Source organism: Nocardiopsis valliformis DSM 45023, from assembly GCF_000340985.1.
GTDB lineage: Bacteria > Actinomycetota > Actinomycetes > Streptosporangiales > Streptosporangiaceae > Nocardiopsis > Nocardiopsis exhalans.
Genome location: NZ_ANAZ01000008.1, coordinates 106793 through 121177 on the forward strand (window position 1 = coordinate 106793; position 14385 = coordinate 121177).

Annotated in this window: 13 protein-coding genes; 6 read left to right on the top strand and 7 right to left on the bottom strand. The window is 69.7% G+C overall.

Annotated elements, in window-relative coordinates:
- Window positions 1-168: 168 nt before the first annotated feature.
- Complete coding sequence (locus D457_RS0108515) at window positions 169-522, top strand: hypothetical protein (RefSeq protein WP_017580230.1); 354 nt, start codon at window positions 169-171, stop codon at window positions 520-522.
- A 7-nt stretch (window positions 523-529) separates the two neighbouring features.
- Here the strand turns inward: D457_RS0108515 and D457_RS0108520 are convergent, their stop codons facing one another.
- Window positions 530-1255: a TioE family transcriptional regulator gene (locus tag D457_RS0108520; RefSeq protein ID WP_017580231.1), complete on the bottom strand. Its 726-nt coding sequence runs from the start codon at window positions 1253-1255 to the stop codon at window positions 530-532.
- Window positions 1256-1313: 58 nt separating this feature from the next.
- Here D457_RS0108520 and D457_RS0108525 point away from each other — a divergent pair, with 58 nt between their 5' ends.
- Window positions 1314-2516, top strand: coding sequence for an erythromycin esterase family protein (locus D457_RS0108525; RefSeq protein ID WP_017580232.1), 1203 nt, complete (start codon window positions 1314-1316; stop codon window positions 2514-2516).
- A gap of 9 nt (window positions 2517-2525) precedes the next feature.
- Here the strand turns inward: D457_RS0108525 and D457_RS0108530 are convergent, their stop codons facing one another.
- The 3 genes from D457_RS0108530 to pabB all read right to left on the bottom strand — a co-directional run bounded on the left by D457_RS0108530 (window position 2526) and on the right by pabB (window position 6515).
- Complete coding sequence (locus D457_RS0108530; protein ID WP_017580233.1) at window positions 2526-4025, bottom strand: amidase; 1500 nt, start codon at window positions 4023-4025, stop codon at window positions 2526-2528.
- 80 nt (window positions 4026-4105) lie between these two features.
- A complete protein-coding gene (locus D457_RS0108535; RefSeq protein ID WP_017580234.1) occupies window positions 4106-4411 on the bottom strand; it encodes a hypothetical protein in 306 nt (101 codons plus the stop codon).
- A gap of 67 nt (window positions 4412-4478) precedes the next feature.
- Window positions 4479-6515, bottom strand: a complete 2037-nt coding sequence (gene pabB, locus D457_RS0108540) for an aminodeoxychorismate synthase component I (protein WP_017580235.1) — start codon at window positions 6513-6515, stop codon at window positions 4479-4481.
- Window positions 6516-6688: 173 nt separating this feature from the next.
- Between pabB and D457_RS36395 the strand changes: the two genes are divergently transcribed.
- Together D457_RS36395 and D457_RS0108550 are read left to right on the top strand one after the other, a co-directional pair.
- Complete coding sequence (locus D457_RS36395) at window positions 6689-6937, top strand: SHOCT domain-containing protein (RefSeq protein WP_017580236.1); 249 nt, start codon at window positions 6689-6691, stop codon at window positions 6935-6937.
- Between the two features lie 315 nt (window positions 6938-7252).
- Window positions 7253-8923 carry an ABC-F family ATP-binding cassette domain-containing protein gene (locus D457_RS0108550; protein ID WP_017580237.1) on the top strand — a complete coding sequence of 557 codons (1671 nt, stop codon included), beginning with the start codon at window positions 7253-7255 and terminating at the stop codon, window positions 8921-8923.
- 61 nt (window positions 8924-8984) lie between these two features.
- On the opposite strand, the gene D457_RS0108555 is transcribed toward D457_RS0108550, so the two are convergent.
- Window positions 8985-10409: a sugar porter family MFS transporter gene (locus D457_RS0108555; protein WP_051072891.1), complete on the bottom strand. Its 1425-nt coding sequence runs from the start codon at window positions 10407-10409 to the stop codon at window positions 8985-8987.
- Window positions 10410-10740: 331 nt separating this feature from the next.
- Here D457_RS0108555 and bioB point away from each other — a divergent pair, with 331 nt between their 5' ends.
- Window positions 10741-11802: a biotin synthase BioB gene (gene bioB / locus D457_RS0108560; protein ID WP_017580239.1), complete on the top strand. Its 1062-nt coding sequence runs from the start codon at window positions 10741-10743 to the stop codon at window positions 11800-11802.
- A gap of 103 nt (window positions 11803-11905) precedes the next feature.
- On the opposite strand, the gene D457_RS0108565 is transcribed toward bioB, so the two are convergent.
- Both D457_RS0108565 and D457_RS0108570 read right to left on the bottom strand, forming a co-directional pair.
- Window positions 11906-12196: a YiaA/YiaB family inner membrane protein gene (locus D457_RS0108565; protein WP_017580240.1), complete on the bottom strand. Its 291-nt coding sequence runs from the start codon at window positions 12194-12196 to the stop codon at window positions 11906-11908.
- A gap of 47 nt (window positions 12197-12243) precedes the next feature.
- Window positions 12244-13377: an NAD(P)/FAD-dependent oxidoreductase gene (locus D457_RS0108570; protein ID WP_017580241.1), complete on the bottom strand. Its 1134-nt coding sequence runs from the start codon at window positions 13375-13377 to the stop codon at window positions 12244-12246.
- 147 nt (window positions 13378-13524) lie between these two features.
- Between D457_RS0108570 and ddaH the strand changes: the two genes are divergently transcribed.
- On the top strand, window positions 13525-14322 hold the full coding sequence (gene ddaH, locus D457_RS0108575) for a dimethylargininase (RefSeq protein WP_017580242.1): 798 nt from the start codon (window positions 13525-13527) through the stop codon (window positions 14320-14322).
- Window positions 14323-14385: the final 63 nt, after the last annotated feature.

Consider the following 14385-nt stretch of genomic DNA (forward strand, 5'->3'; position numbering starts at 1 on the left):
TTCCTTGCCCGCCCCGAACCGTCTGGGGTGGGCAAGGGCGGCTAACTCCGATGGTCGCCCTCGGCCATCGCCGCCATCACGGCGGGGGCGCTAACATGCGGCCGGTGACCGAATATGTGCGCTTCCAGAGTGGTGCCCAACCGCTGTGGCTGTGGCCGGCATCCGGGGGTGTTCGCCCTCGCGAACGGGCTGGCCCGAACAGGTCTTCTGAACTCGCAGGACACCGCCTGGCACCGCTCGGCCAACGACCGCGGGAACGCGATGCACACCGATCCGACGACGGTCGACCCCGACTGCTACGACCCCGTCCTGCACCCTGGCGCCCGGGCCTGGTTCCGGGCCTCCTCGGTGGAGCTCCTGGACATGACCAGGGCCTATCTGGACCTGCTCGATCGCTACGGCGTCGGCTGGGTGGAGCTGCGGACCGCCTCACCGGGGCGGATCACCTACGAGGACGCCGTTCAGTGCGTCGCCGTGCCTCCGACCTTCGAAGAGGACTGGCCCTGGCCGCAGCCGAGCTAAGCAGGGCTCACCCGCGCTGGCGCAGGTACGCGTCCAGCTCCGCGGCTCCGGCGAGCATCGCCCGGCTGCGGGCGGACAGGCGGCCGTGCCAGTCGGCCAGGGCGGCCTCCAGCGGTTCCAGGCCGCCCGCGCTCCGGACCTGGGTGATCAGCGGGGCGATCTGCTCCAGCAGGTAGCCTCCGCGTCGGAGCTGGTGGGCCAGGCGGGCGTCCCGCACGTCGGCCTCGTCGTAGACGCGGTACCCCGTCTGCGGATCGCGGCGCGGTGCGACCAGACCGGCCCGCTCCCACTTGCGCAGGGTGGCGGGCCGGATCCCGAGCTGATGGGCCAGCGGCCCGATGAAGATGTGCCCCGAACCCTCACCGGGCTCAGGTGTCGCGTCGGGATCCAGGTCGCGCAGGGCGCTCTCCACCGACTGGAGGGTGCGCCGGTCCTCAAGGAGCTGGGCGTGGCTCTCGTCGATGAGCCGGAACGCCGCGTCGACCGCACCCCGGTTCACCGAACGCAGGATCGAGGCCGCTGTCGCGTGGCCGTGGCCCGGAAGCAGGGCGAGGAAGGCACCCAGGGCCGCCGCGTGCAGCGGGGTGTAGACGCGGTAGCCGTGCGGGGTGCGCTCTGCCTCCGGGAGGATTCCGTCCTCCTCGTAGTTGCGGACCGCCTGGGTGGACAGACCGTGCCCGCGCGCCAGATCGATCGGGCGCAGGTGTATCCCGCTTTGAAGCTTTTTCGCCATGGGCAGGACACTATCGCTCACAAGTTTCAACCGAGGGTTCAGCGATACCGTCGAAGGTATGGATACTGACATCACGGACAGCACCCATGCCTTCGCATCCGCCTCCGTCCTGGGGCTCCTCACGAACCGGCCCCGGATCCTCGCCCTGGGCGAGCCCACCCACGGCGAGGACACCCTGCGCCAGGTCCGCAACGAGCTCTTCCAGCAGCTCGTCGAACAGGAGGGCTACCGCACGATCGCGATCGAAAGCGACTGCCTGATGAGTCTGGTCGTGGACGAGTACGTCACCTCCGGCACGGGCACTCTCGACGAGGTCATGGAGCGCGGGTTCAGTCACGGGTTCGGTGCCTCCAGCGCCAACCGCGACCTCGTGCGCTGGATGCGCTCCTACAACGAGAACCGTCCGGCGTCCGAACAGGTCCGCTTCGCCGGTTTCGACGGACCACTGGAGATCACCGGCCCCGCCAGCCCCCGACAGGCGCTCAGCGCGGTCCACGACCACCTCGCGGCCCACGTGAACGCGGACCTGATCCCCTGCACCGCGCAGAAACTCGACGACCTGCTCGGGGCGGACCAGCTCTGGACCCACCCCGACGCGATGACGGATCCGTCCCGGTCCGTGGGGCAGTCCGCCGAGGCCGCCCAGCTACGGCTGATCGCCGACGACCTGGCGGCGCTGCTCGAGGAACAGACCCCGCTCCTGCTCGCGGCGACCTCGAGGGAGGACCTCGACCGAGCTCGCCTGTACGGACGAACCGCCGTCGACCTGCTCCGCTACCACTACTGGCTGGCCGACACCTCGCCCGCCCGGATGAACCGGCTGCTGAGCGTGCGGGACCGGATGATGTCCGAGAACCTTCTCGCCCTCGCCGAACGCGGGCCGGTGCTGGCCCACGCCCACAACGCCCACTTCCAGCGGGAGAAGAGCTCCATGCGGATGTGGCAGGGGACGGTGGAGTGGTGGAGCGCCGGTGCGCTGGTCAGCACCCGCCTCGACGAGGAGTACGCCTTCATTGCGACGGCCCTGGGCACCATCCGGCACCGAGGGGTGGACGCTCCGCCGCCGAACAGCCTCGAAGGTCTCCTGTACGCGCTCCCCGAGGGCCGGTGCGTCGTCGACGCCCGACGTCTGGCCGCCGCCCTCGGGGACACACGTCCCGAGCCCCGCGTGTCCCCGTGGTTCGGCTACTCCTCCTTCGACCCGGCCCACCTGGCCGACAGCGACGGCATCGTGTTCGTCAAGGACACAGCCGAGAGCTGACCCCGCAGGTCAAACGTGCGCGGGGAAGGAAAAGCCCGCCGGACGGCGCTCCGACCAGGGGCTGGCCTCCTCCAACTGGGCGGCCAGACGCAACAGCAAGCCCTCTCCTGCCGAGGCCGCGATGAACTGCACGCCCAGCGGCAGCCCGGACTCCGTCCAGTGCAGCGGAACCGACATCGCGGGGGTGCCGGTGAGGTTGGCCATCAGCGTGAACGGGGTCGCGGTGAGGTTGTTCATGACCTCCGTGGTAACCAGATTGGTCGCGGTGACCACCCGCTCGGTTCCGGTGCGCACCAGCAGGCGCTCGGCCTTGCGCAGCCACGGCGGCGGGTCCAGTCGGCCGATGGTCACCGGCGGGCCCGCGATGGTCGGGGTGAGCAGCAGGTCGTACTGAGCGTGGAACTCGGCCAACGCCAGAACGTGGTCGTTCCACCGGTCGTTGCCCCGCACGTAGTCGGCGGCCGTACGGCTCCGGCCCATGGCGGCCAGCATCAGGGTGTCGGGCTCGAAGTCGGCGTCCGAGCAGCCGGTGTCGGCCTTGATCCCGTCCACCAGTGCGGCCATCGACCCGTACCAGAGGGTCAGGAAGTCCTCGGTGAGCGCTCGGCCGTCGATGGCCGGCTCGGCCTCCACCACCTCGTGCCCCAGCCCTTCCAGCAGAGCCGCGGCCTCACGCACCGCCCGAACCGCTTCGGGGTGCACTCGCGTGCCCAGCGGGGAGTGCTCGGTGAATCCGATCCGCAACCGCCCCGGATCCCGACCGACCTCCTCGGTGTAGGGGCGCTCCGGCGGTGCGATCGGATACGGCGACGTCGGCTCCGACCCCGCCATCGCCTCCAACAAAGCCGCGCTGTCACGCACCGTGCGTGTGATGACCCCGTTCACCGAGGCACCGTGCATGGGCTCGCCACAGTTGGGCCCGAACGGAACCCGTCCGCGTCCGGGCTTGAGTCCGAACAGCCCGCAACAAGCCGCGGGAATCCGAATCGAACCGCCACCGTCGTTGGCCCCCGCCGCCGGAACGATTCCCGCGGCCACAGCGGCAGCTGAGCCACCCGAGGAGCCCCCGGGCGTGTGCCCCGGGTTCCAGGGGTTACGAGCGGGCCCGAACGCGTCGGACTCGGTGACCGCCTTGGCCCCGAACTCGGGGGTGTTGGTCTTCCCGAAGGGCACCAGCCCCGCCGCAAGCCACCGGTTCACCACCTCGGCGTTACGCCGCACCGGAACATGCCGCAGCGCCCGGTTTCCCGCCGATGTAGGGAACCCGGCGTAGTCCTGGAAGAGGTCCTTGAGCAGAAAGGGAACCCCGCCCAGCGGTCCCTCAGGAGAGGACGCGGCCACCCGGCGCCCCTCCTCGTACATCGGCAGGATGATCGCGTTGAGCTCGGGATTCACCTGAGCGGCCCGCTCGATCGCGCTCTCCAGGAGTTCGGCGGAGGTGACCTCCTTGTTCCGTACCAGCTCGGCCAGCCCGACAGCGTCGTGTCGCAGGTATTCGTCAACTCGCATGACCGGAATCTAACACCGAACTGAAACCTGTTCTCGTTATCTGGGGCATGGTGCTGCCGACGGCGAACTCCCGGTTGACGTCAACCGGCGTCCAGAGCCCGCAGCGACTCCTCCCAGCGGTGGCGGCGCTCGTGGAGACGCATCTCCCACCAGGGGGTACCCCTCTCCCCCAGCCCTTCCTTGGCCAGCTGCACCCGGCCCCTGGCGAGTTGTTCGGCGTCAGGGGCCTCGGCGCGCAGCGCGGAGCCGACGTCCCGGCGAGCCGACATCAGATGGGCGACCAAGCGCTCGCGGATCCCACCGGGTAGTTCTGGGTCGCTGGCACGCCAGCGCCGTCCGCGGATCACGACGTGGTGGCCGTCAGCTGTACGTTCGGGGTCCGTCATGTCCGGGGCCTTCCCCGCCTCGCGGGCACACACACGGGCCGCGCTGCCCCGGAACCGGACGGCTGGCTCAGCGGCCCTTCGCGGGGACCCTGGCCTTGAGGAGCATCTCCTCGTACTCCTCCTGCGGATCGGAGTCCAGTACGATCGCTCCTCCGGCGCCCACGGTGGCCTCTCCCCCGACGAGGACGGCGGTGCGGATGACGATACTCAGATCCGATTCTCCGCTGTGCGACACGTAGCCGAGCGCACCCGAGTACACGCCTCGTGCCGAACCTTCCAGCCGGTCGATGAGTTCCATGGTGCGCAGCTTGGGGGCCCCGGTCATCGATCCGCCCGGGAAGCAGGCGCGGATGGCCTCCAGGGTGGACACCCCGGGACGCAACCGTCCCCGGACGGTGGAGACCAGCTGGTGCACGGTGGCGTAGGACTCGGTGTACATGAAGGCGGGCACCTCCACGCTCCCGACCTCGCACACCCGGCCGAGGTCGTTGCGGAGCAGGTCCACGATCATCAGGTTCTCGGCGCGGGTCTTGGCGCCGGTTCGCAGGTCGGCGGCGATCTGTGCGTCGGTGGCCGGATCCGGGTGGCGGGGGGCGGTGCCCTTGATGGGGCGGCTCTCGGCCACTCTCGCGGCGTCCACTCGCAGGAAGCGCTCCGGGGAGGCGCTCAGCACGGTCACCTCCTCCAACCTCAGCAGGGCGGCGTAGGGCGCGGGGCTCGCGGCGCGCAGGCGGCGGTAGAAGTCCAGGTCACCGCCCTCGCCGAGGTCGGGCAGGCGGACCCGGTTGGTCAGGCAGATCTCGTAGCTCTCGCCGTCGGTGAGGTGGCCCAGGCACGCCTTGACGTCGTCCACGTACCCCTCGCGCGACTGCTCCAGGAGCGCGGAGAGGTCGAGGGTGGGAGCGGAGGGAAGGGGTGCGGGCAGGGGAGGCAGCCCCTCCAGGAGGGCACGGGTGGTCTCGACCCATTTCTGAGCGTCCGGGGCGCCGTCGGCGCAGACCACGTAGGTGCGGTCCTCGTGGTGGTCGACGGCCAGGAAACGGTCAAAGCGCATCCACACCGCGTCCGGGGTGGCGGCCGTGTGGGCGCGGGCGGCCCCGCAGTCGGCTTTGAGCTCGTAGCCCAGGTAGCCCACGTACCCGCCGGTGAAGCCGAAGGGCAGGCCGGTCGCGGCAGCGGGGCGTCCCGTGCGGCGTTCGAGCGCCTCGAACACGCTCCCGGGCTCGGTCCGCGTTCCGTCGGCGGTGCGCACGCGAACGCCCTGGTCGCCGACGTCGTAGGTGAGGACCTCGGCCGTGGGGCCGGAGGCGTCCCCCAGGAAGGAGAATCGGGCGGGCCCCTCGGGGCGGGAGCTGTCCAGCCAGAAGGAGTTCTCGGAGTCGGCGTACAGGTGGGCGAAGGCGCGCTCGGTGTCCACGGCGTAGGGCAGCACGGTGAACCGCAGGTCAGTGGCAGGGTGGGCGGGTGCGGGGGCGCTTCCTGCCGCGTCCACCGGATTCCCGGTTCCGGTTTCGGTCGGGCCGCGGTGCTTCCGGGCCAGTTCCAGGAAGTTGGCGATCAGCTCGGCCCCGTACTCGCTGGCGATGGATTCGGGGTGGAACTGCACCCCCCAGCGCGGCAGGTCGCGGTGGCGCAGCCCCATGATCACGCCGTCCTCCGCCCAAGCGGTGGCCACCAGGCTCTCGGGCAGGGGCTCGGGCACGGCCAGCGAGTGGTAGCGCACGGCGGTGAAGTCCTGCGGTACCCCCGCGAAAATCCCTGTTCCGTCGTGCCGGACCCGGGTCAGATGCCCGTGGCGAGGTTCGGGCGCCGACGCCACCTCACCCCCGGCCAGGTGCGCGATCGCCTGGTGGCCCAGGCACACCCCCAGTACCGGGATCCGCGTCTGTTCCAGCAGGTGGGGGACCCGTCCCAGGTCACGGGCGGTCTGCGGGCGCCCCGGCCCCGGGGAGACCACGACAGCGTCCACCGAAGCGGGATCGAAGTCAGCCCAGCCCGGGTCGTCGTTGGTCAGCACCCGGGGCTCCTCGCCGAGCACACCGGCCAGGAGCTGGAACAGGTTGTACGTGTAGGAGTCGTGGTTGTCCACGAGGAGAACGCGCATCCCGCCCTTTCTGGAACGGCCTGTTTCTGGAACGGCCTACGGATCGCGATATCCCAGGTTACGGCGTTTGGGGTGGTATCGGAGGCCTCCGGCCCTGGCGGCGGGATCCGTCGAGGAGTAAACAGGAGGGAGGTGGGTCTGGTCAGGCCCCGTACTGCCGAAGGAGTTGAGCCGTGAACGTCTTCGTCGCCGCGATCTCGATCGTGGTCGTGCTGGGTTTGGCCTTCTTCTTCGTGCTCACCGTCACCGAGGTCGGCCAGGCCGTCAAGCAGCGCTACACCAAACCCCCGGTCGCCCCGGACCCCCAGCCCGCTCCCCCGCCGCTGGACGCCGCCGCCCAGGAGCTGCGCATGCGCTACGCGCGGGGCGAGATCAGCCGCGAGGAGTACCTCCAGCGCAAGATCGACCTGGAAGAGTACTGACGCCGCCCCCTCCAGACCCACTCCACATTCCACACGCGAAAAGCGGTTGACACCTGGAACCGAGTGGGTACAGTACTCCTCGTCCTGTTGTCGACGATTGAGGTGGACGTTGCGCATCTAGGTTCGCGATCATCACGCGGTACGGAGCCGGTAACCGGTCTGTCCGTCGCGTGTACGGAACCTTGGTGCATGAGCCGTCCCTGTCTCGTCCAGGACTCTCTCGCTTCTCTTTTCCCTACGGTCCTCTCGGCTGGCCGCCGCGTGGTGCTCGCATACGAAGCCCTTTCCACACCGCTTCCGTCTGCGAGAACACCCATGCCAAAAACCAGCACCACCACGAGTGCCGCGGCCGCTGTCGCCTGCTCCGACCTGTCCTTCCAGTGGAAGGACGGCAGCGTCGTCTTCGACGGTCTGTCCCTCACCCTGGGCAGGGGCCGCACCGGTCTGGTCGGCACCAACGGCGCTGGCAAGTCCACCCTGCTCCGGCTGCTGGCCGGGCAGCTGCACCCGTCCCGGGGGTCGGTGACCATCGGCGGCAGCCTGGCCTACCTGCCGCAGAACGTCACCCTCGACACCGGTGTGCGGGTCGACCAGGCGATGGGCATCGCCGAGAAACGCGCCGCCCTGCACGCCATCGAGGCAGGAGACGCCTCCGAACAGCACTTCGAGACGGTCGGTGACGACTGGGACATCGAGGAACGCACCCTGGCCACTCTGGGCTCGCTCGGCCTGGACGGGGTCGAACTGGACCGCAACGTGGGCCAGCTCTCCGGCGGTGAGACCGTCCTGCTGCGCCTGGCCACGGTCCTCCTCGCGCGCCCCGACGTCCTTCTGCTCGACGAGCCCACCAACAACCTCGACCTCTTCGCTCGCCGCAGGCTCTACGACACCGTGGAGACCTGGCGCTCCGGCTCGCTGGTCGTGGTCAGCCACGACCTCGAACTCCTGGAGCGGGTGGACCGCATCGCCGAACTGCGCACCGGCTCGGTGGCCATCTACGGGGGCGGCTGGACCGACTACCAGGAAGCCCTGGCCGTCCAGCAGGAAGCGGCCGAACGCACCCTGCGCGCGGCCGAGTCCGACGTGCGCCGCCAGAAGCGCGAACTGGAGGAGACCCAGATCAAACTGGCCCGCCGCCAGCGCACCGCCAAGAAGGCCGCCATCGACGGGGGTATCCCGAAGATCGTCCAGGGCGCGCTGAAGCGGGCAGCCCAGGAGTCCGCGGGCAAACTCAGAGGCACCCACGAGGACAAGCTCGACGAAGCACGCGAACGCCGCGAGGAGGCGGCCGAAGCGGTCCGCGACGACGCCGAGATCCGGGTAGACCTGCCGCACACCGAGGTGCCCAACGGCCGGTCCGTGCTGAGCCTGAGCGGGGTGCGCACCCGGTTCGGCCGGCTGCGTTGCGGCGATCTCCTGGTCAGCGGTCCTGAGCGGATCGCCCTGGTGGGCCGCAACGGCGCGGGCAAGACCACGCTGCTGCGCGCCATCGCCGGACTGGAGCCCCCGCTGGAGGGTCAGGTGGAGGTGTCCGTGCCGACGCGGTTCCTGCCGCAGCGGTTGGACGTGCTGGACGAGGGGCTGAGCGTCGCCGAGAACGTCGGCAACGCCGCGCCTGGAGTGAGTACCCAGCACATCCGCGCCCAGTTGGCCCGATTCCTGTTCAAGGGCCACCGGGCCGCGCAGCTCGCCGGAACCCTGTCCGGCGGTGAGCGCTTCCGGGCGGCCCTGGCGGCAACGATGCTCGCCGCACCGGCACCGCAGCTGCTGATGCTGGACGAGCCCACCAACAACCTGGACCTGTCCAGCGTGCGGCAGTTGACCAACGCTTTGGCGGCCTATCAGGGCGCGCTGCTGGTCGCCAGCCACGACCTGCGCTTCCTGGAGTCCATCGGGATCACCCGGTGGCTGCTGCTGGACGAGGATCTCCAGGAGACCACCGCCGAGGAGGTACGCGAGATGTTCACCGGAACAACCACCTCCTGAGTCGGATCGGCCCGCCCGGAAACCCGGGCGGGCCAGTGGTCCTTCCGATGCTTCCTCAGCCTTAGCCCTTCATCTCCTCCAGGGTCTTGCCCTTGGTCTCCTTGACGAATTTCAGCACGAAGAAGAACGACACGAGCGCGAAGCAGGAGTACATCACGTACGCCCCCGGCAGGCTCCAGTCACGCAAGCTCGGGAAGCTCACGGTGATCAGCCAGTTGGTCAGCCACTGGGTCGCGGTGGCCACGGCCATCGCGGCGGCGCGGATGCGCAGCGGGAACATCTCACCCAGCAGCACCCACACGACCACACCCCAGGACAGGGCGAAGAACAGCACGAACGAGCTGGCCGCGGTCAGCGCCACCGCACCCCACACGAAGGGGAGCACGACGTCCTCACCGGTGCCGGTGGCGTGGCTGAACGCGTAGGCGGCCGTCGCCAGCGCCACCGTCATACCGGCCGAACCCACCAATAGCAGGGGTTTGCGGCCGATCCGGTCCACGAGCATGATCGCGATGACGGTACCCACGATGTTGACCACCGAGGTGAACAGGCTCAGCAGCAGCGAGTCGGCCTCGGCCACGCCCACCGACTGCCACAGCGAGCTGGAGTAGTAGAAGATGACGTTGATCCCCACCAGCTGCTGGAACGCCGAGACCGCCATACCGATCCACACGATCGGCAACAGGCCGTAGCGGCCGGTCAGGTCGCGCAGTCTGGGCCGCACCTCCGAGCCCAGGGCCACCTTGATCTCCTCGATCCGCCGCTCGATCCGCGACTCCCCGCCGCCCTCGACCTCGTGCAGGATCTGTCGGGCGCGGTCCACCCGCCCCACACGCACCAGGTACCGGGGCGATTCGGGGATGACCAGGCTGAGCCCGAGGTAGACCAGGGCGGGCAGGACCTCGATGCCCAGCATCCACTGCCAGGCCTGTACGGGCCCCAGCATGTTGTGCGCGCTGCCGTCGGCCGCCTGCGCGATCGCGTAGTTGACCAGCTGTGAACAGGCGATGCCCAGCACGATGGCGAGCTGCTGCAGGGAGGCCAACCGGCCCCGGTAGGCGGCGGGTGAGACCTCGGCGATGTAGGTCGGTGCGATCACCGAGGCCATACCGATGGCCACACCACCCAGGATCCGCCAGGCGGTCAGGTCCCAGATGGAGAACGGCAGGGCGGTGCCGATGGCGCTGACCGCGAACAGCGCACCGGCGATCTGCATGACCCGGATCCGGCCCAGCCGGTCGGCGAGGTTGCCGGCCGTGGCCGCACCCACCACACATCCCAGCAGCGCTGCGGCGATGGTGAAGCCCAAAACCCCGGAGCCCACGTCGAACCGCTGCTGGATCGCGTCGACCGCGCCGTTGATGACCGCACTGTCGTAGCCGAACAAGAAGCCACCCATCGCGGCCGCCGCCGCGATCATCGTGACGTGGACCAGACTGGCGTCCCCCTCGGACACGCCTCTCCGGCCGTTGCCGACTCCACTCACTCCGGACTCCCTCCCCTGGGCACGCCCGACAGCCCGGGCTGGCACCACGATGCAGCACGAGTCGCGGACATGCGTGAACGCAACGCTGAGGAGGCCAAACACACGTCGATGCTTGGCCCTCAGACAACCGCCGGGGACTTTACTACTAATCCTTTCCATAAGTGTGCAGAGGGGGTGCCCTAAGTTGCTTAATGGTGATTTCATTGATCATCAGTGTCCGTATCCGGCCACCTACCTGTCGGTACACGCCACCAGGCAAACAAGACTTCAACCGGTTTTTGGTGGGTTCGGTCACTGTGCAGGATCGCTCCCACCCTGCAAGATCAACCCCGTGACGACATTCGACGCCCAGGCCGAGAAGGCCCTTCGCCGTGAGACCCCCACCCGCGACGAACTCCTGGAGGTGCTCACCAGTACTGACGACGACCTGATGGACCTGGTCGCCGCCGCTTCGCGGGTCCGACGTCGGTACTTCGAGCGCCGTGTCAAACTCAACTACCTCGTGAACATGAAGAGCGGCCTGTGCCCCGAGGACTGCTTCTACTGCTCCCAGCGCCTGGGTTCACAGGCCGAGATCGTCAAGTACACCTGGCTCAAGCCCGACCAGACCCGTGAGGCCGTCTCCCACGGGGTCAAGGCCGGGGCCAGCCGCGTGTGCCTGGTGGCCAGCGGGCGCGGCCCCACCGACCGCGACGTGGATCGCCTCGCCCCGGCCGTGGCCGGGATCAAGGACGAGTACCCCGGAGTGGAGGTCTGCGCCTGCCTCGGACTGCTCTCCGACGGGCAGGCCGACAAGCTCCGCGACGCCGGGGTCGACGCCTACAACCACAACCTCAACACCTCCGAAGAGCGCTACTCCGACATCTGCACCACCCATGAGTTCGCCGACCGGGTCGAGACCGTCGAACAGGCCAAGCACGCCGGGCTCTCCCCCTGCTCCGGGCTGATCGCCGGAATGAAGGAGAGCGACGACGACCTCATCGACGCCCTGTTCGCCCTGCGCGAGCTCGGCCCGGACTCGGTACCGGTCAACTTCCTCATGCCCTTCGACGGCACACCCCTGGAGGGCACCTGGGAGCTGACCCCGCAGCGCTGCCTGCGCATCCTGGCCGCCACCCGCTTCGTCTTCCCCGACGTGGAGGTGCGCCTGGCGGGCGGACGCGAGATCCACCTGCGCTCCTTGCAGCCCCTGGCGCTGCACATCGCCAACTCGATCTTCCTCGGCGACTACCTCACCAGTGAGGGCCAGGCAGGCAAGGACGACCTGGAGATGATCGCCGACGCCGGTTTCGTGGTGCAGGGGGCAGGCGAGCCCACCCTGCCGGGTGAGCGCCACGACCTGCTCAAGACACGCCAGCGGGGCGCTGGAACCGCTCTTCCGCCCAACGCCTGACGCCCGTCCACCGGTACCCGGTAACGGGTGTCCTTCCGCTGACGTGCCCGACGGGCGCCGCGCTCCCCCGCGCGGCGCCCGCCCCCTCCCCTCCTGGCTGGTCTCAGGCCCTGGGCACGGGCGGCTGCTCGCCCTGCCAGATCGGCAGCTGCTGGTAGTACTGCGCCTGTTCGGCCAGAGCGGCGTCCTCCTGCCGGTCCCGGACGCACTTGGCGAGGGTGAACGTGGACGTGATCACGAACAGCACGCTCATACCCAGGAAGGCGCGCATCCACAGGTCGACGGGAAGGTAGACGATGCCGATGCCGACCCCCACGGTGGAAACCGCGAAGGCGATCATCGACTGCAGATAGAACTGCGGAGTGGACCGGGGCTGAGGGATCGGTGCGTTCATGACCCCATGATGCGCTGCCCCGCCGCCGCACGCCTGAGTACGCCTACTCAACCCGCCACCGAGCCGCCCTGCTCCTGGACGCGGTCGGGGACGAACGCCGACAGGTCCACACCGGGGTCCTCACCCATCGCGAGCCGGGCGGCGATCACCCCCTGGAACGGACCGAAGGTCAGCCCCTGCGAACCCAGCCCCGTGGCGACCAGTACACCGGGCAACCGCGCGATCGGGCCGAGCAGCTGCAGCCCGTCGTGGGTACCGGGCCGAAAACCCACCCGGGTCTCCACCACCGTGGCATCGGCCAGCCCGGGGAGCACTTCCAGCGTGGTGGACAGATTGTGCAGCATTCCCGAGGCGGTCACCCTGCGGTCGAACCCCGCTTCGGGCTCGACCGTGCCGCCGGTGACCACCCGGTCCGGGGCGAAAGCGCTCACGAAGTAGTCCCTCTCACCGAAACGCACCACCGGCCAGCCGCGCGTGTCCCTGCCAGGGAGCGCGAAGTGGGTCATCTGCCCGCGCACCGGGTGCACCCCCAGTTCGACCCCGGCCACCGCCAGCAGGCCCGCCGACCATGCCCCAGCCGCCACGATCACCGTCGACGCCTCCAGGTCCTCGGCACCCACCCGCACCCCGGTCACCCGGTGCCCGTTCCACAGCAGCTTGGCGTCGCCCTTGTAGTAGCGCAGCCCCCGCTCCTCGGCGGCGTTGAACAACGCGGCCCGGGCCACCCGGCCGTTCAGCCGGGCCAGCCCTTCGATGTACACCCCGCCGTAGGGTTCGGGCACCAGTGGGAAGTGCTGTCGGGGCTCCCCCTCGGCCAGGTGTTCCACCCGCCCCATGGACGCGAACTCGGGGCGCTCGGAAAGCGTGCGCAGCAGCTCGAAACCGGCGTCGTCCCCCTCGCGGTCCACCGACATCCCGCCGACCACCTCGTATCCGGTGACCTGCCCGTCCTCGGCCAGTTCGGCCATCAGCCCCGGGTAGTGCTCGGCGGCGCGCGCCTTGAAGTCCCACAGCGGCGGTGCGTCCCACGGGAACGGCCACGGGAAGACGATCCCCGTCCCGGCCGCCGTGGCCTGCCCCAGATGAGAGGAGTCCACCAACGCCGTGGACACCCCCTTCTTGGCCAGGTGGAACGCCGCGCTGGCCCCCACGATCCCACCACCCACAACGATCACGTCCATGGCACCCACCCTGCCCCGAGCGGCCTTCCCGAACAAGCCGTTCGGCCCGCGTGCCGGTCCGCGAAACGGGGTAGGGGACCGCGATACGCTGCGGCTTCTCCCACGAAGCCCGGCCCCCTCAGCTCTCTTTCCTTTCCAGGAGGTCGAATGGACGGTTACTCCTCATACGGGGTCGCCCTGATGCGTCGTCCCAGCCCGCGGCTGGCCGACGGCATCGTCACGCACATCGCCCGAACCCCGGTGGACCCGGTGCTGGCCGCGCGCCAGTACACCATCTACCAGGAGACGGTCGCCTCGGCCGGTTGGCGGGTGCACGAGGTGGACCCGGCGCCCGACCACCCGGACTCGGTGTTCGTGGAGGACCCCCTGGTGGTCTGCGAGGACCTGGCGGTACTGACCCGGCCCGGGGCCCAGGCCCGCCGCGGTGAGGTCGAGGGCGTGGAGCGCGCGGCGCGTACCCTGGGGCTGCGGATAGCCCGGATCGAGGCCCCCGGAACCCTGGACGGCGGTGACGTCCTCCAGGTCGGCGAAACCGTCTACCTGGGTGTGGGAGAGCGGACCAACACCGAAGGCGCCGACCAGCTCGAACAGCTCCTGGCCCCGCTGGGCCGCAAGGTCCACCGGGTCGCGCTGGGGCGGGCCCTGCATCTGAAGTCCGCCGTGACCGCGCTGCCCGACGGATCGCTCATCGGCCTGCCCGAACTGGTCGAGGCCACCTCGCTGCCGCCGATCCGACGCCCTCCGGAGGAGCCGGGCGCGCACGTGCTACCCCTGGGCGGCCGGGACGTCCTGGTCAGCGCCGCCGCGCACGAGACCATCCACCAGCTGACCGCGGACCACTGGCGGGTGCTGCCGGTGGACATCTCCGAGTTCGAGAAGTTGGAGGCCTGTGTGACCTGCCTGAGCGTGTTGGTCCCCGACCGCGCCCGCCCCGACGGCGAGTAAGCCCTTGCCCGGGGCGGTTACGCACTGCCCCGGAAGGGCCCACCCGTCACCTGCCCACCCTCA

Coding starts and splice junctions, on each gene's coding strand:
- D457_RS0108535 (WP_017580234.1), bottom strand. CDS start 4,411: ATGACGGACCCCGAACGTACAGCTGACGGCCACCACGTCGTGATCCGC.
- D457_RS0108550 (WP_017580237.1), top strand. CDS start 7,253: ATGCCAAAAACCAGCACCACCACGAGTGCCGCGGCCGCTGTCGCCTGC.
- D457_RS0108570 (WP_017580241.1), bottom strand. CDS start 13,377: ATGGACGTGATCGTTGTGGGTGGTGGGATCGTGGGGGCCAGCGCGGCG.
- D457_RS0108565 (WP_017580240.1), bottom strand. CDS start 12,196: ATGAACGCACCGATCCCTCAGCCCCGGTCCACTCCGCAGTTCTATCTG.
- pabB (WP_017580235.1), bottom strand. CDS start 6,515: ATGCGCGTTCTCCTCGTGGACAACCACGACTCCTACACGTACAACCTG.
- D457_RS0108530 (WP_017580233.1), bottom strand. CDS start 4,025: ATGCGAGTTGACGAATACCTGCGACACGACGCTGTCGGGCTGGCCGAG.
- D457_RS0108525 (WP_017580232.1), top strand. CDS start 1,314: ATGGATACTGACATCACGGACAGCACCCATGCCTTCGCATCCGCCTCC.
- ddaH (WP_017580242.1), top strand. CDS start 13,525: ATGGACGGTTACTCCTCATACGGGGTCGCCCTGATGCGTCGTCCCAGC.
- D457_RS0108520 (WP_017580231.1), bottom strand. CDS start 1,255: ATGGCGAAAAAGCTTCAAAGCGGGATACACCTGCGCCCGATCGATCTG.